This is a genomic window from Burkholderia sp. AU19243 (assembly GCF_018148075.1).
GTDB lineage: Bacteria > Pseudomonadota > Gammaproteobacteria > Burkholderiales > Burkholderiaceae > Burkholderia > Burkholderia latens_A.
Map to the genome: position 1 here is coordinate 1 of NZ_JAGSTV010000030.1, position 19,154 is coordinate 19,154.

Sequence of the window (19,154 nt, forward strand, 5' to 3'; positions counted from 1 at the left end):
GAAACAGCAAGAACGGCAGGAACAGGAACAGCAGCGCGCCGCTGACTCGGTGGAGAATCGACAATATCGCCGCCAGCGGCATCCGATATTTCAACGTGATGTCGCCGATTCCGATGTTCCGGTATTCGCGTGGGCGAGGCGTTCTGGACGTAGTCATGACAAGCTCCGGATCAACCGTTCGTCGACGCTGCGGCCGCCAGCAGCGACAGGCCGGCGACGCTCGTCAACAGGCATCGCAACGCGAAATACCAGCCCGGAATGAGCGCTTTTCTCCACAGCACGCCGTCGACCGCCGCGCAGCCGACGAGACCGATCGCCATTCCCGCGAGCCGCGCGCCGATGTCCGGCAGCATCAGCACGGCCCACGCCATGAGCGCGGGAATCACGCTCCACCCGTAGAGCATCCGCTGGCGCGGCGGCGATTCGGGTGCCCGCAGCGCGATGCCCCAGTGCACGGCGCCGACGAACGACACGATACACGCGGCGTAATTCAACAGCGCGTGCACGTAAACATCGTGACGCGACGACGCATGCACGCTCAGCCACGACAGCGCGATGAACGGCACCAGGCCGGCGAGCGCCAACGCGGCCGGAACGCGGTAACGACGCAGCATCGCACGCATGCTCATGGCCTCGCTGGAACGATCAGCGCACCCTGCCCGCCATCGACGCCGAATTGCTGGCCGGTCACCCATGACGCATCGTCGCTCAACAGGAATTCCGCAAGTGCGGCAGGATCGTCGCCAGCGCCGATCCGTCCGAGCGGATTGGCGTCCGCGAGGCGCTTCGCGACCTGCGGCGCACTCGTCAGGCGCGCGGACATCGCCGACGCGATCAGGCCCGGATGAATGCAGTTGACGCGAATTCCGCGCGCCGCGTAGGTGGCGGCAGCCGACTGCGCAAGCGCGGCCACGGCGGCTTTCGCGCTGGCAATCGCCTCATGGTTGGGAAAGCCCGCTCTCGACGCGACGCTGCCGAACAAGACCGCACTGCCCCCGGCATGAGCGGCGAGCACTGTGCGCACGAACGCGCGCAGCGCGTTCCATGCCGAGAAGTAATTCGCCGCGAACGCGTCGTGCAGTTCGGCATCCGAAGTCGAATGCATCGGCTTCACGACGATCGAGCCGACGCAATGCGCGAGCCCGTCCGGCGCGCCGAAACGCTCGACGCCTGTCGCGAGCGCACGATCGAGCGCAGCCGCGTCAGTTGCGTCGGCAGGCGCCACGACCACACGCTCGCGCGACAACGTCTCCGCAAGAGCGCCGAGACGCTCCGGGTTTCGTGCAGTGAGCAGCGTTGAAACGCCTTTGGCGTTCAGCCGACGCGCGAGCGCACTGCCGACGGCCCCCGTTGCACCGCAGATCCACACAAACGCCATGGCGACTCCTGTTGCGAACATGCTTCCCGTTTCGGCGATTCCGGCTCGTGCGCGACGCATGACCGGGCCGCGCACGCGCCGATCCTCACAGACTCGATTCTATGCCATTTTCATGCTCAATGAAGCACTATCATGACTCATTTCTAGGACATGAATCATGATTTTCATGGTTTCCGCCTGTGAAATGTCGGCATTTCACGCCAGAATGGCATAAACTTTCCATGCCAAGCCGAATAATCCGCGCAATTCCTCGCATTTTTATGACGAAACATATGAATTCATTTTCCGACTCATCGGCCAACATTGCGGTCATCGGCGCCGGAATCGCCGGGCTGGCCTGCGCACGCGTGCTCGCCGACGCCGGATATCGCGTGACGGTGTACGAGAAAAGCCGCGGCGTGGGCGGACGAACGAGCACGCGCCGCGCGGATGGCTGGCAGGCCGATCATGGCGCGCAGTATTTCACCGCGCGCCATCCGGCATTCGTCGCCGAAGTAGCGCGCTGGGTCGCCGGCGGCGCGGTCGCGCCGTGGGCCGCGCGCGTTGCTTCGATCGGCTCGCTCGGCCCGCGGGAACTGCTCGCGCCCGCTCAGCGATACGTCGGCGTGCCGGGCATGACGGCTCCGGCGCGGTATCTGTCGGCGGGGATCCACACGATGCTCAAGACGACGATTACCGAGCTGACGCGCGACGCGCAGCGCTGGCGGCTGATCTCGGCCGAGCATGGTGCGCTGCGCATGCATCACGACGCCGTGATCGTCGCCGTGCCTGCACCGCAGGCCGTTGCGCTGCTGCGGCGCGCCGAGCCGGGTCTTGCGGTGATTGCGCAACGCACCGAGATGCGCCCGGCCTGGGCCGTGATGGCCCAGTACGGCCGCTTGCCCGATCCGGGTTTTGACGCCGCATTCGTCAATGTCGGCCCGCTCGGCTGGATCGCCCATGACACATCGAAGCCCGGGCGCCCCGGTTTGAGCACGTGGGTACTGCACGCGACCCCCGAGTGGAGTCAGGCTCATCTGGAAGCGCCGCCCGAGCAGATCACGCGCACGCTGCTGGACGCCTTTCGCGACATCGTGGGCGCTACCGCCAACTCGGCAACCGCTCATCGCTGGCGCTATGCCGAGCTGGCGCCGACGTCCATGGCGGCGCCCGGCCGCTTTGCGTGGCGGGCGGACCCGCGCATCGGGCTATGCGGCGACTGGCTGGGCGGCGGCAAGATCGAAGGCGCATGGTTGAGCGGCGCCGGTCTCGGCCGCGCGGCGGCCGACACGCTGATCACGCACTGAACGTGTGCGCCTCATGACGGCGCGCCGGGCGCGCCTTCTCTTGCCGGAGAAAGCCGCAGCGCTCGCGGGCAGCCTTGCCGTTCGGGAAACCCGGACGCACGGCGGCCGGCGGCCGGCAGAATCGCACGAGCGCGCGGCGACGCAAACCATTCGCGAGCCAAAACGGATCGCGCACTCGCAACGCATCACCATCGCATCCGCCGTTCTCAACGGCATCGGCCGAATACGCGAAGACCTACAGCGACTCGATATTCCGCACGATGCCATCCGCCTGCATCCGAATCGCGTCGAGTGCGTCGGCATCGAAACGTGCGAGCTGCCGATAGACCATCGCAAGCCGATGGTTGTGTTGCAGGGCGTCGCGGTGCCGGGCGAAAAAATCCCAGTACAACGCGTTGAACGGGCACGCACGCGCACCGGTTCGGGCATTGCGGTCGTACGCACAGCCCTTGCAGTAATTGCTCATACGATGAATGTACGCGGCGCTGGAAACGTACGGTTTGGTTGCCATCGCGCCGCCGTCCGCGTATTGGCTCATGCCGAGCGTATTCGGCATCTCGACCCATTCGAATGCGTCGATATAGACGCCGAGATACCACTCGTGCACCGCGTGCGGATCCAGCCCGGCCAGCAGCGCAAAGTTGCCGATCACCATCAACCGCTGGATATGGTGCGCATGCGCGTCTTCGAGCGACTGCCGCAACGCATGCGCCATGCAGCCCATTCGCGTGCGCCCGTTCCAGAACCACTGCGGCAACGGACGGCGATGACCGAACGCATTGCTCGTTTCATAGCCTGGCATGCGCGCCCAGTACACTCCGCGCACGAACTCGCGCCAGCCCAGGATCTGCCGGATGAACCCTTCGACCGCGGCAAGCGGCGCCGCACCGGTCCGATACGCATGCTCGGCGCGCGCGACGACTTCGCGCGGATTCAACATCTTCACATTGAGCGCAAACGACAGCATCGAGTGGAACAGGCGCCGCGCACTTGTGTGCATCGCGTCCTGGAACTGCCCGAACGACGGCAGTGCGTGCTCGATAAATGCGTCGAGGCACGCGAGCGCCTCGACGCGATCGACGGGCCAGCGGAAGTCGCCGGCCGACGGCTCCCCGAAGCTGCGCACGCCCGCCGCCACGATACGATCCCACAGCGCGCGATGATCGTGATGCGGCCGCCAGTCGCTTGGCTCAGCGGGTGTGCCGGACCACGCGTCGCGGTTTTCGGCGTCGTAGTTCCACTGCCCGCCTGCCGGCCGCCCGTGTCCGTCGAGCAATACGCGATGCCGCACGCGCATGCTTCGGTAAAAGCGATCCATGACCCACGCGCGGCCCGTTCCGAGCACACGTCCCACCTCGTCGCGCGTCGTGTAGAAATGCGCGGTATCGACCGCGCGAACCGGCACGCTGGCCACGGCCGCATACTCGCTCAGTTGCCGGTCGACGCGCCATTCGTCCGGCAGCAGGTACTCGATGCGCGCGGCGCCGTGAAGCGCGGCAACACTGTCCAGGTTGGCCGGAATGGCCTGACGATTGAACGGATCGTCGATCTCGATGTAGTGCACACGATGACCCGCGTCGCGCAACAGCGTCGCAAAGCGGCGCATCGCCGCAAAGATCGCAATCAGCTTCTGCGCGTGATGAAGCGTGTAGTCGGTCTCCTGCCGAACTTCCATCAGCACGTACAACGTGTCGGCCCGGACATCGGCAAACCACGGATGAGTCCAGTCCAGCTGATCGCCGAGGACAAGCCTTAAAGTCTTCATGGGACGCTCCGCCATGGATGTTCCGTTTCGGGGGCGGCCGGGATGGCCATATCGCTGGCGCGCGGGACGCCGCACGCGGTAATCCGTCGACGCATCAGCGCATCGGCGCTGCGTGCGCGCCTTGCGCGCCGCGGCATCGCGCGCACCATGCTGCACCGGCAGTTGGGGCTCTGCCGCTTCACCGCACCGCGGCGGGGTGCAGCATTCCAGCCACATCCCGCTTCGCGAAACACCTCCCGGACGACATTTCCGCACATTGAATCGCCTTCCTGCTTCATATTTAATCCAGACTGCGTACAATTCTGAGACAACCTTCCGTCGACTTCAGGAGAACAACGATGCCCCCTCGCAAGGATCGCGACACGCCTCACCGCTATCGCAGCGGGGAAGCCGCGCGCCTGGCGCGCATGCCAGCAGCCACGCTGAGGATCTGGGAGCGGCGCTACGGCGTGGTTGCGCCGCCCAAAACGCCATCCGGGCAACGGTTGTACTCTGACGACGACGTCCAGCGCATTCGCCTGCTGAAGGCGCTCGTGAACCAGGGCCACGCGATCGGCACGATTGCCACGCTGAGCCGCGAGGAGCTCGAGGCGATGTCGCTCACGAGCACGCACGGCCCCGCGCTGCCCGAAAAAGGCGTGAGCCTCGCGGTCGTCGGCGCGTTGCCGATCTCCGAATCGGCGATCGAGCGAATGGGCCTCCGGATCGCCATGCAGCTCGACTCGATTGACGACGCGAGCGAACACGCGGGTGAAGCTGCGGATGCGCTGATCGCAACGACCACGTCGCTCCACGAAGATGTCGTGTCGCAGCTCGCGACCGCCGCGCAAAAGCTCAATGCGCAGGCCGTCGCCGTCGTGTATGCATTCGGCACCGCGGAGGCAATCGAGCTGGCGCGGCTGTCGGGGTTCGAGCTGTTCCGCTCGACGGAAGGTCAGACCAATCCTGCGTCCATCATCTCCAAACTCGCGCAAGCGGTCGTCAAGGCACGCCAGTCCAACGATGCCGATCGCGGGCTGTGGCTGCGCACGCGGCGTCGCTTCGACGAGACGACGCTCGCGTCGCTCAGCGGCCTGTCCACCACCGTCAAGTGCGAGTGCCCGCGTCACTTGTCCGAACTGATCATGCAGCTCAGCGCGTTCGAGCGATACAGCGACGAATGCGTATCGCGCTCGCCCGCCGATGCGCTGCTGCACCGCCATCTCGGAGACGCGGCGAACCGGGCAGCCGAATTGCTCGAGACCGCACTTGCCGTGATCCTGCGCGAAGAGGGACTGGGCGGAACGACGCCGGACCTGAAAGCGCAGTAGCGCACGCAGCTCCGCCCGCCAGGCGGGCCGCACGTTGCACGCGCCGGCCACGGCGTCGCGTGCGAGGTGCGAATGACGGGCGTGGCCGTGTCGCGGTTCGCTCACGGCCGACTGCCCGCCTGAACCGCAAGCCACCGTTGAGCAACGGGATGCACGTGCAACGCACGCTGCCCCGTCGATCACCGCAGCGACACGGCCGACCGCGCGGCCGCGCCTGATGCCGACACCAGCCCGCTCGCGGCTCCGGCGTGCGACGCCTGCGCGACGCGGCGCACAAACGCGGACAGATCGTCGAGCACCGGCGCTCTTCCGCGCAACGGCGCGCCCAGCACACCGACGATCGTCGCATGGCCGAGGTTCGCGTAACGCATGACCGCGACCGCGTCACCCGCGTTCTGCAACGCGCGCGCAAAGCGGTACGTGTTGCCGGGCTCCACCACCATGTCGTTCTCCGCAACGGCGAGCCACATCGGCGGCTCGGCGCCCTCGATGTATCGGATCGGCTGGCTCGCCGCGCGCACTTCCGGCGGGAAGACCCGTTCGAGCATGGCATCGTGCAGCGGCAGGAAGTCATACGCGCCGGCCAGCCCGATCACGCCCGCAATGTCACGCTTGTGCATCTGCCGGGCAGCCAGATAGCGACCGTCGGTCGCAAGCAAGGCGGCTATCTGTGCGCCCGCCGAATGCCCCATCAGAATCAGGCGACGCGGATCGCCACCGAACGCGCTTGCGTGCGCGCGCGCCCACGCCACCGCTTGCGCGGCGTCGTCGACGAAACCGGGAAAGGTGGTCGCCGGATACGTGCGGTAGTCGGGCAGCACCGCAACGAAGCCTCTTGAGGCCAGGGCCTCGCCCACGAACAGATAGTCCTTGCGCTCACCGGACTGCCAGCTTCCGCCGTAAAAGAACACAACGACCGGGACGCCCGCATCCGAATCGGCCGGCCAGTCGTCCATGACTCGCGTCGGCACATACACGTCGAGCACGTGGCGCTCGCCGGAACCGTACGGAATATCCGCGAACAGGCTGAACGTGTATCGCGGCGACAACGCGTTCAGGAGCCGCCCCGGCCTGCACGCGGCGAGCAGGCCGACCGCGAGCAGGATCGTCAGCACGGCCAGTCCCACTTTGACGTTCATTCAAATCTCCGTAACGGAAGATTCCGGCCCCCACATGGCGCCTGACACGGGAGTTACGGCCCGCGCGCACAAGCGGATGCATGCGGCGCGCGACAGCGGGCAGCCGCCCTGGCGATGCTGCGATCGAATGCTCATCGTCAGCGTGCCGACCCGCTCGGGCCGCCGGCCGTCCGGACCCGCGGCGTGCGCGAATCCCGGCCAGTCGACTCCGAGCGCGTGCGGATCTTTTTTTCCCAATGGTGCATCCGGACGCAATGCGGCGTCGTAAGAGTAAAACGACACGAAAATCGATCCCGCATGCCGACAATCGCTCCCTGCAAAGCCATCATCCGCCAACGGAACCGCTCGTCTGACGATATCGGGGCCGTGTACGGTGGGCGCATTAGCTGCGACCGTTCCGCGGCGGCGACATCCGCGTGGCGGCCGGGCCTGTGTCGCTCGTTGTCGAGCGCGCCGGCACGCTTTGGCCGGCGCACGCGATGTGGCGCGTACGCCGTTACGCATCCCGCGCGATCATGACAAGTGTCCGAAATCGAGCAACGCCGCGCTCGCCCGCGCTGAATGCTCGCACGTGCGTCTATCTCGCGACGACCCAGATCGGGTGGCTCCTGTGCGTGATGACGGCTGCATCGCACCGCGCCGCGTGGGGCGTCGCCTATGCGCTGACGGCAACGGCCGGCCACCTGCTGTTCGCCCGCCGGCCGTCGAGCGAAGCGCGCCTCGTCGTTACGGTGACGGTGACCGGATGGTTATGGGACAGCGCCGTTGCGCATTCCGGCCTGCTCGACTACCCGAACGGCGTGTTGCTCAACGGCACGGCGCCGTATTGGCTCGCGGCGCTGTGGGCGCTGTTCGCGATTCAGCTCAACACGCTGTTGCGCTGGCTCCGGGGGCGGCCGATCATTGCGGCGCTCGTCGGCGCATGCGCCGGTCCGGCGTCCTTTCGGGCGGGTGCGGCGCTCGGCGCCGTTCATTTCGACGCGCCGGCTGCGGCGCTCCTCGTGATCGCAACCGGCTGGGCGTGCATCTTGCCGGCCTCGGTCGCGCTCGGCAGCCATTGGGACGGAATAACGCCCCGTTCTGCGCCGATAGGCGGAAACGAAGGCATGCAGGACGGCCGCGCCCGATAACCGCGTCGAATGAATCGAACCACAAGCATTTCGTGCCCGCGCCGCCTGCGGTCACCCTCACGTCCCTCTTGCCACTTCTCACGTAACCCACATGACAAGCTCCGAATTGCCGTATGAATCCCGCCCCGTCGTCGTATGGTTTCGCGACGACCAGCGGCTCGGCGACAATCCCGCACTGTGTCACGCGGTCGCCAGCGGCCATCCCGTCGTCTGCGTGTACGTGCACGACCCTGCCCCGTCGATTCGCCGCCCGATGGGCGGTGCGCAACGGTGGTGGCTGCACGAATCGCTGGGCAAACTCGATGACGCGCTTTCCGCGCTAGGCGGCTCGCTGATCGTGTTGCGCGGCGACGAACATGAAGCCATCCGCGACTTCGCGGTCGGGATCGGGGCCGCCAAGGTTATATGGAATCGTCGTTACTCGAAAGCGCAAACCGGAACGGACGCGTCGATCAAACAGGACCTGGTCGGCCGCGGAATCGCTGTATCGACCTTCAATGGCCATCTGCTGCACGAGCCTTGGACGGTGCTGACGCGCGAAGGATTGCCGTACCAGGTATTCAGTGCGTACTGGAGAGCCGCATGTCGCGATGATCTTTCCCCGCCGCCGCCGCTGCCGGCACCCTCGCGGATTGCGTTTTTTCCGGTTCCGCACAACGTCACGCCGCATGTTTGCACGCTTCGCGCGCTCGGGCTCCAGCCGACGTCGCCCGACTGGGCGAGCGGCCTGCGTCTGACCTGGCGCTGCGGCGAGGAAGCCGCCCGGCAGCGACTGGACGCGTTCCTGGAGCACTCGCTGCGCGACTATGCCGACATGCGCGATTTGCCGGCCGCGCATGCAACCAGCAGGCTCTCGCCGTATCTTCGCTTCGGCAACATATCGGTTCGGCAGGTGTGGTATGCGGCATCGTCGGCGGCAAGCGCGATGCAACGCACACGCAAGGCGGATCTTGGCGATCCGCAAAGCGGGCCGTTGAACAAATTCCTCAGCGAAATCGGCTGGCGGGAATTTTCGTATCACTTGCTCTATCATTTCCCGCCGCTGCATCAGGTCAATTTCCGCCGACAGTTCGACTCCATGCCGTGGCGCGACGATCCGAACGCACTGCGCAAATGGCAAACCGGGCACACCGGATACCCGCTTGTCGACGCCGGCATGCGCGAGTTGTGGCACACCGGCTGGATGCACAATCGCGTGCGCATGGTCGCGGCGTCATTTCTTTCGAAGCATTTGCTGATCGACTGGCGCGAAGGCGAAGCATGGTTCTGGGACACGCTGGTCGACGCGGATGAGGCCAGCAATCCCGCGAGCTGGCAGTGGGTTTCGGGAAGCGGCGCCGACGCAGCACCGTATTTCCGGATTTTCAACCCTGTTCTTCAGGGGCAAAAATTCGATCCGCAAGGCGAATACACGCGTCACTGGGTGCCGGAACTGTCGAAGATGTCGGCAGAGAAAATTCATGCGCCGTGGACCGCGTCGGCAGAACAGCTGCACGATGCGTGCGTGAGTCTCGGTCGGACTTATCCGTTTCCTATCGTGGATCACCAGGCCGCGCGCGCGCGTGCGCTTGAATCCGTCAAGCGCGTCGATTCGCAGAAGAATGCGTAGCGGGAAGCTGGCCGCTCAACAGGATTCGGGAGCGGCGTCGGCGTGACGTGGAGCAGCCGAGACTCGAAGGTTGGCCCGCGACACGAACCATGGCCCGTCGCCCGCACGTGCGGGCGACGATGTGCACCGTCAACGCGATTGCCGGGTGGCCGGATCAGCGCCCATCGCCAACGGGTGCCATTGTCGATCGGAAAAACGCAGCAACCCCGTCTCGCCGAAACGCCACAGATGAAGCCAGCCGTGGTCGATCAAATGCCGCACTGTCGGATGCCGGTCGATCACGCGTTCGATCGATTCGCCGGGCGCGTCGATGATCACGGTAAGGCGCAACGGCTCGTGCATCCAGCGCTGGCCATCATGCAGCGACTGTTTCGAAAGGCCGATGCGCAAGTCGCCGCTGTTGCCTTCGAAGACGCCGATATGCCCGCCGACGACGTTGTGAAGGACCTTGTTGCCGCAGCCCATGTGCGCGGGATCGCATGTCGACGCATGGTATTGCCAATTGATCCAGTGCGCGACGAGCATCGGTGCGGTCATCAGCAGTTCCAGCAAGCTGCCGTCCGTATCCTGCGTGAAATCATAGTCGTGCAGGAAGCAGCGGCCGTCGAGCACGGCGCCGTGGCTGCGCGTGCGCGGCCCGATGATGAACGCGGCATTGCCGGCCAGTCCCCACTCGGGGCGAGTCTGAGCGCCGTCGTTCGCGCGTTCGCGAAGGCTGGCCAGCAACCGGCCGCCTTCCATGCGCGGGTCGAGGCCGACACGCACCGCACGCTCGCGGCGCACCTGGTCGCTCGCGTGGCCGAAGACGCTCAGCAGCTTGGCCCAGCGCGCTGCGGCGATCGGGTTGAGGAGGTCGACGTCGAAGCCTTCGATCTCGTCGGTCGTGGTGTTGTGCAGCGCTGCGACGAAAGTCGTGTCGTCGGGCACGTCGATGCCGCGCTGCGCGAGACCTGCGCGCGTCACGCGATCGTTCAGCAGCTGCGCGAGCACGCGTACATTGACTTCCCCGCTTTGGCCGCAGCAGGCGCCGCAGTCGAGCGCCGCGGCATGCGCGTTGTTCGCGCTCTGGCTGGCATGCCCGACCAGCACCACCAGCGGTGCGAGCGATCGCGCGATGCCCATGCCATGCAGGATGCGCGCGGCCAGATCGGCCTTGGCCTCATCGTCGATGCCGACGAGCGCCGGGCGGCAAACCGCCTTGTAACGGGGCGGCAGCCCGGCGAGGTCGTCGCGAACGCGCGGGTTGCGGGACGGCTTCAGCCATTGTCGCAGCTTGCCCAGATAACCGAGCCCCGCGGCCTCGACGAACGAGAACGAGGTGCCCGGCAACCGGGTCGCCGCAGACGCCTGATTCGACAATGCGAACCGCGTGCGGCGGGCCGTGCTCGCAGCTGCCCGCATCGTTCCGCCGCCTTCGCCGGCGGGCCCCGATACCGCATCGGTGACTTCCAGCGACGGTGCGAGCAGGCCGGGAAGCTGCGGGCGGCGCGCCGACGTGGCCAGCGGCGTATAAGCGACCGGCAGCCCGAAGAATCCGGCGAACCCGATCGTCTGGACCGCCGGCCAAATCGACTCGACGGCGCGCCGCAACGGTTCGCTACGAACGTCGATGCAGAACGCGGCCTGGACTTCGATCTCTTCGGCCGGCGTTGCGGCTTCCGGAATCGTCTGCGGCTGGCCGACCGCGCCGAGCTTGCCCGCCAGTTCACGCTGGTAGCCGGCCTCGAACGCCAGTTGCCACACCTCGTCGACGAGCAGCCGCGCCTGCGCGTCCGCCAGCAGCGCAGCCGAATCGCGCCAATGGCCTTGCACGGCTGCAAACGCGCGGCGTGCCGCCGCATCGTCCTTGCAGTCGAGCAACAGCACGCCCCATGCCAACCGTATTGCGAGCAGATCGCGCAGGTGCTCGTCGGACTCGCCGGCCAACCGGGCCTGCCAGCCGAGGTACGCGCACCACGACGCCCAGCCGTTGACGGTCAGCAGCACCGCCTCCAGATAGTCCGGCCACACGGCTTCGGGCAAACCGAGTCGCTCCAGTACCCACGCTTCGGCCTCCTGTCGCGTGGCGGGCAGCGCCCTGAGCGACTGACCGAGACGCGGCAGGCCCATCAGCACGCCAATGCCGTGATCATGTGAGATCGTGTCGCGCCAGAACGCATAGAGGCTCTGGTCATGATGCGGCCGCCAGTCGGCCTGATGCTCGTCGAAGTAGGCCGCGCAGGTCTGGCTGACCTGATGCGTGATTGCCTGGCGCCACGACAGGCGCTCGTGACGCAATGGATCGTCGTCGAGCACGTCGATCAGCAACGGCAGGCGGGGCAGGTTGAGCGGGCGCGCCAACGCGTCGATGCAGATGCGCTCGGTCATGCCGGCCGCGTGTGCGGCGGGCAGAGCCCGCAATGCATATCGCAAGTCCGCCGGCGCGATGCGCGCGGATTCCCACGCGGATCGGATCTGCTCGCGCGGAGGGAACACCTTGATGTCGGCCAGCACGGCCATCCGCGCGGCAATTTCCCTGACGGGGCGGCCGATGCGTTCCCAGTGAGGATTGACGGCGATCGCGCGATCGAGCGGCCAGGCCGGCGCAATCGACCGGCATGCCGCGTCGCATGCCGCATCGATCCGCTCGCGCGGATATCCCCGGCGGGCGCCGTCGGCGGGATGCGCGCAGCGGCCGGCATCGTTCGCCCGGGGCGCTTCACCGCGCTTGGCGCGTTGTTCGAGTGTTGCAGTGCTCATGTGATTCTCCGGATCAGCGGCTCATCGTTCGGTGAGGCCGGGCGCGCTGCTCGTCGCTGCCGGTCGCGGCGCGTGGGCCGCGTCGTGCGGCGCCCAGCGGGCCGGCCAGATACGCAACGCCAAGCGCGTGTAGAACTCGTCCACATAGAATCCCGCGTAGCTCCAGCGCCGCCACGTCGCAAAGCGGCGCGGGCAGCGTTGCAGCGCCGCCAGGCCGACATAGAGCAGCGCCATGCCCGCGAGCGCGACCGGCCCCGCGACGTTGAACGGCGTATCCGCGACGCCGAGCGGGAGCTTGTGCGCCAGCGCGGCCACCGCCGTATAGCCGGCGATCAGCGTGGCGCCGAAGCCCGCGTGCGTCCACGCGCGGGCGGGCTCGTCTCCTTCAGTCACCGGAATCCATAGCAGCGGCGCCCACGCCAGCGCGAGCACGCCGCTCCACCACCACGGCCAGCTTCCCGTCGGCGCCAGCATCTGCACGAGCATGACGACGACGAGGCTCGCGGCCGGCGCAAGCACCAGGCTCGGTGTGGCTGCGTCGCGCCGGCCGCGCATGATCTGCAGTCGCGTGTTCTGCACCGCCGACGACGCGGAAAGAAACGTATGCGCCTTGTAGAGCGAATGACCGATCAGGTGCAGCGCAGCCAGTTGATACAGGCCGAGGCCGCACTCGAGCACCATGAAGCCCATCTGCGCCACGGTGGACCACGCCAGACGCACCTTGATGCTGATGCGCGTGAGCATGACGAATCCGGCCAGGAACGTGGTGCCGAGCCCGAAACCGACCAGCAGCCAGCGTGCGGCCGGCGCGACGGCGAGCAGCGGTGCGAAGCGCATCAGCAGGTAACCCGCCAGGTTGACGACGCCTGCATGCAGCAGCGCCGACACCGGAGTCGGCGCTTCCATCACCTGGATCAGCCAGCCATGGACCGGGAACAGCGCGGTGCGCAGGACGATCGCGAGCACCAGGCAGACTGCACTCGCCTGCAACGGTGTCGACGCGCCGTACGCGGCGATGTGATCCCGAAGCGCGGCGAACGTGCCGCCGCCCGCCTCGGCCCACGCCAGGCCAGCCGCCGCGAGCAGCAACACATCGGCCAACCGGTCGACGATCTGCTTCTTGTAGGCTGCCAGTCGCGCAAACGGGCGATCCCGGTAGAAGCACAGCAGATCGCGCAGCCACACGCCGACGCCGGCCCATGCCGCGATCAGCAGCAGCCAGTGACCGGACAGCAGCAGCACATGCACGGACGCGAGCACGCCGGCGAATGCAGCGGCGTAACGCGGCTGGCCCGGTTCGCCATGCAGATAGCGCCCGGAGAACACGCCGATCACGGTCCCGAGCAACTGCACCAGCGCGGCCATCCACGCGGCGAGCGGGGTCACTTCGATCCACGCGGTCCACGCGCCGTCGTGAATGTTGGCGGCAGGCGGCGCGGCCGTTGCGAGCACGACCGGCTGGATCAGCGCGACCAGCAACGCGATCGCCGCGAGCCAGTGGAACGGTTTCCACACGGCGCGGCTGTCATCGGGACGGAATCCGAGCAGAGCGGCGGCTGTCGACATCAGCACGGCGGGCGCCAATGCGCAGACGAATGAAACGACGTGGGTGACGGGCATGGCAAACATCTCGCGAAACGATGCGCGCCATGATGTTCGATGCGAATTATTCTGTAAAATATATTCTATAGAACGAAAACATTGATAAAAGAGAACAATGCGGATCGAACATCTGAACTTTCATCACCTGTTCTACTTCTGGCGGGTGGCCCGAACCGGCCATCTGACTCAGGCGGCAGGCGAGCTTCATATCTCTCAATCGGCCCTTTCCGCGCAGATCAGGCAGTTGGAGGACCGGCTGGGCGAGGCGCTGTTCGAGCGCGAAAAGCGGCGGCTGATCCTCACCGACACGGGCCGCATGGTCCTCACGTACGCCGAAAACATTTTCGGCCTTGGGCAGGAGATGCTCGGCAGGCTTCAGGGACGCTCGGAAGGCATGCTGCGATTGCGTGTGGGCAGTGTTGCCACGGTTTCCCGCAACTATCAGGAAAACTGGATCCGGCCGCTTCTGAGCGATCCGGGCGTGACGCTCACGCTCGAGTCGGGGATGCTCGACGGCCTCATCGAGCGGCTGCTGCAGCATCAGCTGGACATCGTGCTGGCGAACGAGCCGCTGCCGTCCGACCCCGACCGACCGCTCCATTGCAGCTTTCTCGGCAGTCAAGCCATCTCGCTGGTGGGGCCGGCGAGCGTCTGGCACGGCCGCAGCTTGCGCGTGCCGGACGACCTGGGCGGCCTCGACGTGGCATTGCCGGGCGCGCGCCATGCGCTGCGGGCCCGCTTCGATGCGTTGTGCGCGTCGGCAAGTGTGAAACCGCGGATCAGGGCGGAGGTCGACGACATGGCGATGTTGCGTCTGATTGCGCGCGACAGCGGATGGCTTACGGTGCTGCCGGAAGTGGTCGTGCAGGACGAGTTACGGCAGGGTATGCTGGTCAGCGTGGGTCAGACGCCGGAACTCCAGGAGCACTTTTACGCGATCACCACGCCCCATCGGCATCGTATTGAACGCCTCGAACAACTGCTTGCGGGCGCAACGCTCTCCGAGGTCGATCCACTCGGTGGTGGACCGGCCGGAGCTTCATAGACGCTCACGAGCCGTCGAGCGGCTAGCGCCGCCCAAACTCCATAGGAGACAGGTCGCCGGGGAATGGGGTCGTAGAACGTCTCAATGTCACCGCACACGTCCGTGGTACTTGCGTTATTGAAGTGTGGAGGTCGCGACGATAGACTCCGTCCCACGTTACTAGCGCAAACAGGAGAACGGCCGTGGGGTCGATTTCGTCGGAGCCACTGCGAGTGGTTGTACTTGGCGGCTCGGCCGGGAGCCTGGACGCTCTGCGCGCGATCGTCGCCGCGCTGCCCCGCGAACCCGGATTCGCCGCGCTCGTCATTACACACCTGGATCCCAGCGAGGAAAGTCGGCTGGCCGATATCCTGCAGGCGGATGCGCGCATGCCGGTCGAAAAACTCGCCCATCTCCGGAAAATCGAACACGACCGCGTATATGTGCTGCCCGAAAACGCCGGCGTGATCGCCCTGGACGGCCATTTCAGGCTCACGCGCCGGCAGACCGGGCTGAATCTGCCGATCGATACGTGCCTGGCATCGCTCGCGCAGGATCCCGACGTGAATGGCGCGGTGGTGATTCTTTCCGGCACCGGGCAGGACGGAGCGGCCGGCCTGGTTGACCTGAAGGCCTCCGGCGGCTTCGCTATTGCCCAGCTGCCGCAGACGGCAAATCACAAGGGCATGCCCACCGCGGCAATCGATACGGGTCTGGTCGACGAGGTGCTTCCGCCGGAAGACATCGCCGCGTGTCTGACACAGCGCTTCGGCGACCAATCCCGCGGCGGCGACACACAGGACACGCAGACGTCCGAAAACGACTCGCTCGCGACCGCAATTTCCATCGTTCAGCAGAGGACGGGCATCAATCTCAGCTACGTCAAGGACGTCAATTTGCGCCGCCGGTTTCTACGCCGCGTCCTGTTGCAGAAAGACCGGGACGTGGACGCTTATCTCCAGCTGCTGCGTAGCGATGCGCGCGAAGCCGAGGCGCTGCGGGACGACATTCTGATCGGCGTGACCGCTTTCTTTCGCGATGCCGAGTTCGTCAACGTGCTGCGCCAGTCCGTCATCCCCGCGCTTCTCGAACTGAAGCGCGATCCAGTGCGTATATGGGTGCCCGCCTGCTCGACCGGTGAAGAGGTCTACACCATTGCCACGTTGTTGAGAGAGGCGCTGGACCGCGAAGCACCGCACCGCCGCGTACAGATCTTCGGCACCGACATCAACGAAGCGTCAATCGAGATTGCACGAGCCGGGCGCTACAGCCTGGCGTCGATCGAGGACGTGCCGGAGCCGTTTCGCGAGTGCACGTTCGCGGCCACTTCGGGCGGCTATGTCGTGCGCAAGTCGATACGCGACATGTGCGTGTTCGCGCGACACAACGTGCTGACGCACGCGCCGTTCTCCGGCATGGACCTGATCAGTTGCCGCAACCTGCTGATCTATCTGCGCAAGGAAGCGCAGCAACACGTGCTCGAGGTGCTGCACTACGCGTGCCGGACAGATGGTTTTATGCTCCTCGGGCGCGCCGAAGCAGTGTCGGGCGCGGACGGCTTCGAACACGCTGGCGCGCCGCACCTGTACCGCAAGGTGCCGGCCGGCAAGCGACATCAAGGGGCATTTCCCATCGACGCATTACGGCCGTGGGCGAGCCAGGGCGCCGTGCCATCGGTACGCCGCGCGCAGCAGCCGGACCCGGTTTTGGAAGCAGCCAATCGCGCGGCGCTGGAGCGCTATTCGCCGCCCGGCTTCGTCGTCGACGACAAGGGCGACGTCGTGCACTTCCGCGGCGACGTGTCCGGCTTCGTCGCGCCTGCAAGCGGCGAAGCGTCGCTCGCTCTGCCGCGGCTGCTGCAGCCCGAATTGAACGTGACGGTGCGCACTGCGCTGATCGAGGCCAAGCGAACGAACGAGCCGGTGCGGCGAGAGCGGGTCGCGCTTGGCGACCAGCACTTCGCACTGGAAGTCTTGCCGCTCACAGCCGACGATCTGGTGCCGCATTTCCTGGTCACGATGGCGCGGTTGCCCGACGATGCGTCCACGCGGTATGGCGCGAGTACAGGCGCGAGCGGCGGCAGGGTCCAGGAGCTGGAACGCACGGTGACCACGCTGTCGGACGAACTCGAAGCGACGCAGACGCAGCTCAAAACCGTCGTTGCCGAATTTGAATCCGCCAACGAGGAGCTGCGTACCGCCAATGAGGAGATGCTCAGCACCAACGAAGAGTTGCAAAGCGCCAACGAGGAATTGCTGCTGGCCAAGCAAGAGCTCGAGTCGGCCAACCAGGAGCTGGCTTCGCTCAATGACGAGCTGAAGTCGCGCAATCAGCAACTCGATCGCGCGAACGACGACCTCAGCAACCTCGTCGAAGGCATTCCGCTGCCCGTCGTGGTGCTCGACCGACAGTTGCGCTTGCGTCATTTTTCACCGCAAGCCCAAACGCTGTTCGCGTTGTCCGACGATAGCGTCGGACAACCGATGGCACAGCAAAACAGCCTGTTCTCCGCAGCCGATCTCGAACGCGTGGTGCAGTCCGCCGTCCAGGGATTGGCCGATGTGGAGCACGAGTACCAGGACAGCGAAGGCCGCTGGTGGCTGGTCAACGTGCGCGCGTACCGCACCGCAGATGATCGCATCGACGGCGCCGTGCTCGCGTTCCAGGACATCGATGCGCTCAAGCTCGCCCTCGGCACGGCAGAGGCCGCCCGTAGCGAGGCCGAGCGGGCCAATACGGCAAAAGACAACTTCCTCGCCCTCGTTTCGCACGAACTGCGCTCGCCGCTGAACGTGATCTCGGGTTGGGCCGCGGTGCTGATGACGGCACGCGAACGCCGCATGCCGTCGGACGAGGAATTGAGCCAGCGCGCGGTGACGACCATCCTGCGTCATTGCCAATTGCAGGCCGAATTGATCGACGACCTGCTGGATATCTCGCGGATCTCGTCGGGTCGATTTTCGCTCGACACCAAACCGCTCGACTTCGCCGCGGCCGTCCGTACGGTCGTGGAAAGCAATCGGCCTGCCGCGGAAAAAAAGCGCATCACTCTGGTCAGCGCGGGTTTGCAAGGGCGGGCAATCGTCAGCGGCGACGCACGTCGCCTCCAGCAGGTTGCGTCCAATCTGCTCGGCAATGCACTCAAGTTCACGCCCGACGGCGGCCGCGTCGAGGTCGCGTTGACACAACTCGGCACGCTGGTCGAACTCTCGGTCACAGACAACGGCATCGGGGTGAAGGCCGAGTTGCTGCCACGCCTGTTTGATCGCTTCATGCAGTCCGACATCACGCGCACCCGGAATTACGGCGGCCTCGGCCTTGGCCTGTCAATCGTCAAGCATCTGGTCTCGGCACACGGCGGAACGGTGACTGCCAGCAGCGACGGCGAAGGCCGCGGCACGCGCTTGACGGTGCGTCTGCCACTGATGCACGAGACCGTCGTCGACTCGGACATCGTTGTGCCGGCGTCAAACAGTTCGGCGCGCATGGACGGCCTATCGATTCTGCTGGTCGACGACGACGTCCCAGCGCAGGAGGCATTGGCACAGTTGCTGCGCGGTCTGGGTGCACAAGTTCAGACGGCCAACGGTGCGCAAGAAGCGCTCGCCTGTCTGACGGCGGGTTCATTCGACATCCTCATCAGCGACCTGGCCATGCCTGGCGCAGACGGCCATGCACTGTTGCGCAGTGTTCGCGCATACGAAGGCGATCGACGGCGCATCTACGCACTCGCGCTGACGGGGCTCGCTTCGATACACGATCGAGACGCCGCGATCGAAGCGGGCTTTGACGATCATCTGCCGAAGCCGGTCAACCTTCAGCTGCTGATCGAGAAGCTGTCGCTCGGACGAGGCCGGTAAGGGAAGCGGGCAACGCTCGCGGCGACCGTCAGCGCCCCGCTGCGTCAGCCACGATTCGATGTGGTGCTCGGTTCCCCTGCCCGCTTCAATAATGCCAATGTGCTTCTGCGAAGGCATCTTTAAACCCGCTCGCGGAATGTTTTAGTCGGCCGATGCATCCGGCGCGCGCGGCGTCGCGCCGGCGTGCTGGATCCAGCCGCCGCCCAGTGCGCGATACAGGTCGACGAGGTTCGTCCAGCGTGCGAGCCGTGCGCTGATCAGCGTCTGCTGCGCCGAGTAGAGATCGGTCTGCGCGGTCAGCACCGACAGATA

The 19,154-nt window shown here is 66.0% G+C and carries 12 protein-coding genes and 2 pseudogenes; 6 read left to right on the plus strand and 8 right to left on the minus strand.

Going from position 1 to position 19,154, the window contains the following annotated elements:
• The 3 genes and pseudogenes from KDW55_RS28785 to KDW55_RS28795 form a co-directional block, all read right to left on the minus strand.
• Positions 1-157 (minus strand): annotated as a pseudogene (locus tag KDW55_RS28785) (succinate dehydrogenase, cytochrome b556 subunit); the annotation flags it as partial.
• Between the two features lie 13 nt (positions 158-170).
• A complete protein-coding gene (locus tag KDW55_RS28790; protein WP_012464878.1) occupies positions 171-629 on the minus strand; it encodes a DUF3429 domain-containing protein in 459 nt (152 codons plus the stop codon).
• Positions 626-1,378, minus strand: coding sequence for an SDR family oxidoreductase (locus KDW55_RS28795; protein WP_069242222.1), 753 nt, complete (start codon positions 1,376-1,378; stop codon positions 626-628). Before KDW55_RS28795 ends, KDW55_RS28790 begins: the two co-directional genes overlap by 4 nt.
• Positions 1,379-1,650: 272 nt before the next feature.
• Between KDW55_RS28795 and KDW55_RS28800 the strand changes: the two genes are divergently transcribed.
• On the plus strand, positions 1,651-2,664 hold the full coding sequence (locus KDW55_RS28800) for an FAD-dependent oxidoreductase (protein WP_212161857.1): 1,014 nt from the start codon (positions 1,651-1,653) through the stop codon (positions 2,662-2,664).
• A 235-nt stretch (positions 2,665-2,899) separates the two neighbouring features.
• Here the strand turns inward: KDW55_RS28800 and KDW55_RS28805 are convergent, their stop codons facing one another.
• Positions 2,900-4,429, minus strand: a complete 1,530-nt coding sequence (locus tag KDW55_RS28805; protein ID WP_209825976.1) for a cryptochrome/photolyase family protein — start codon at positions 4,427-4,429, stop codon at positions 2,900-2,902.
• Between the two features lie 338 nt (positions 4,430-4,767).
• Here KDW55_RS28805 and KDW55_RS28810 point away from each other — a divergent pair, with 338 nt between their 5' ends.
• Positions 4,768-5,739 carry a MerR family transcriptional regulator gene (locus KDW55_RS28810; protein WP_059547900.1) on the plus strand — a complete coding sequence of 324 codons (972 nt, stop codon included), beginning with the start codon at positions 4,768-4,770 and terminating at the stop codon, positions 5,737-5,739.
• A gap of 179 nt (positions 5,740-5,918) precedes the next feature.
• Here KDW55_RS28810 and KDW55_RS28815 read toward each other — a convergent pair whose 3' ends face one another.
• Entirely contained in the window at positions 5,919-6,878 is a 960-nt protein-coding gene (locus KDW55_RS28815; protein ID WP_212198147.1) for an alpha/beta hydrolase, read from the minus strand.
• Between the two features lie 515 nt (positions 6,879-7,393).
• Between KDW55_RS28815 and KDW55_RS28820 the strand changes: the two genes are divergently transcribed.
• The gene (locus tag KDW55_RS28820; protein ID WP_212198148.1) at positions 7,394-8,008 is read left to right on the plus strand and encodes a DUF2878 domain-containing protein; all 615 of its coding nucleotides are present in this window, start codon (positions 7,394-7,396) and stop codon (positions 8,006-8,008) included.
• A gap of 91 nt (positions 8,009-8,099) precedes the next feature.
• Positions 8,100-9,617: a deoxyribodipyrimidine photo-lyase gene (locus KDW55_RS28825; protein ID WP_212198149.1), complete on the plus strand. Its 1,518-nt coding sequence runs from the start codon at positions 8,100-8,102 to the stop codon at positions 9,615-9,617.
• A 129-nt stretch (positions 9,618-9,746) separates the two neighbouring features.
• Here the strand turns inward: KDW55_RS28825 and KDW55_RS28830 are convergent, their stop codons facing one another.
• Together KDW55_RS28830 and KDW55_RS28835 are read right to left on the minus strand one after the other, a co-directional pair.
• On the minus strand, positions 9,747-12,356 hold the full coding sequence (locus tag KDW55_RS28830) for a DUF2309 domain-containing protein (RefSeq protein ID WP_212198150.1): 2,610 nt from the start codon (positions 12,354-12,356) through the stop codon (positions 9,747-9,749).
• Positions 12,357-12,377: 21 nt separating this feature from the next.
• On the minus strand, positions 12,378-13,976 hold the full coding sequence (locus KDW55_RS28835; RefSeq protein ID WP_038570923.1) for an NADH-quinone oxidoreductase subunit L: 1,599 nt from the start codon (positions 13,974-13,976) through the stop codon (positions 12,378-12,380).
• A gap of 97 nt (positions 13,977-14,073) precedes the next feature.
• On the opposite strand from KDW55_RS28835, the gene KDW55_RS28840 reads away from it, so the two are divergent.
• Together KDW55_RS28840 and KDW55_RS28845 are read left to right on the plus strand one after the other, a co-directional pair.
• Positions 14,074-15,003, plus strand: a complete 930-nt coding sequence (locus tag KDW55_RS28840; protein WP_038570926.1) for a LysR family transcriptional regulator — start codon at positions 14,074-14,076, stop codon at positions 15,001-15,003.
• 182 nt (positions 15,004-15,185) lie between these two features.
• The gene (locus KDW55_RS28845) at positions 15,186-18,842 is read left to right on the plus strand and encodes a CheR family methyltransferase (protein ID WP_212161861.1); all 3,657 of its coding nucleotides are present in this window, start codon (positions 15,186-15,188) and stop codon (positions 18,840-18,842) included.
• Between the two features lie 141 nt (positions 18,843-18,983).
• Here KDW55_RS28845 and KDW55_RS28850 read toward each other — a convergent pair.
• A pseudogene (locus tag KDW55_RS28850) lies at positions 18,984-19,154 on the minus strand (multidrug transporter); the annotation flags it as partial.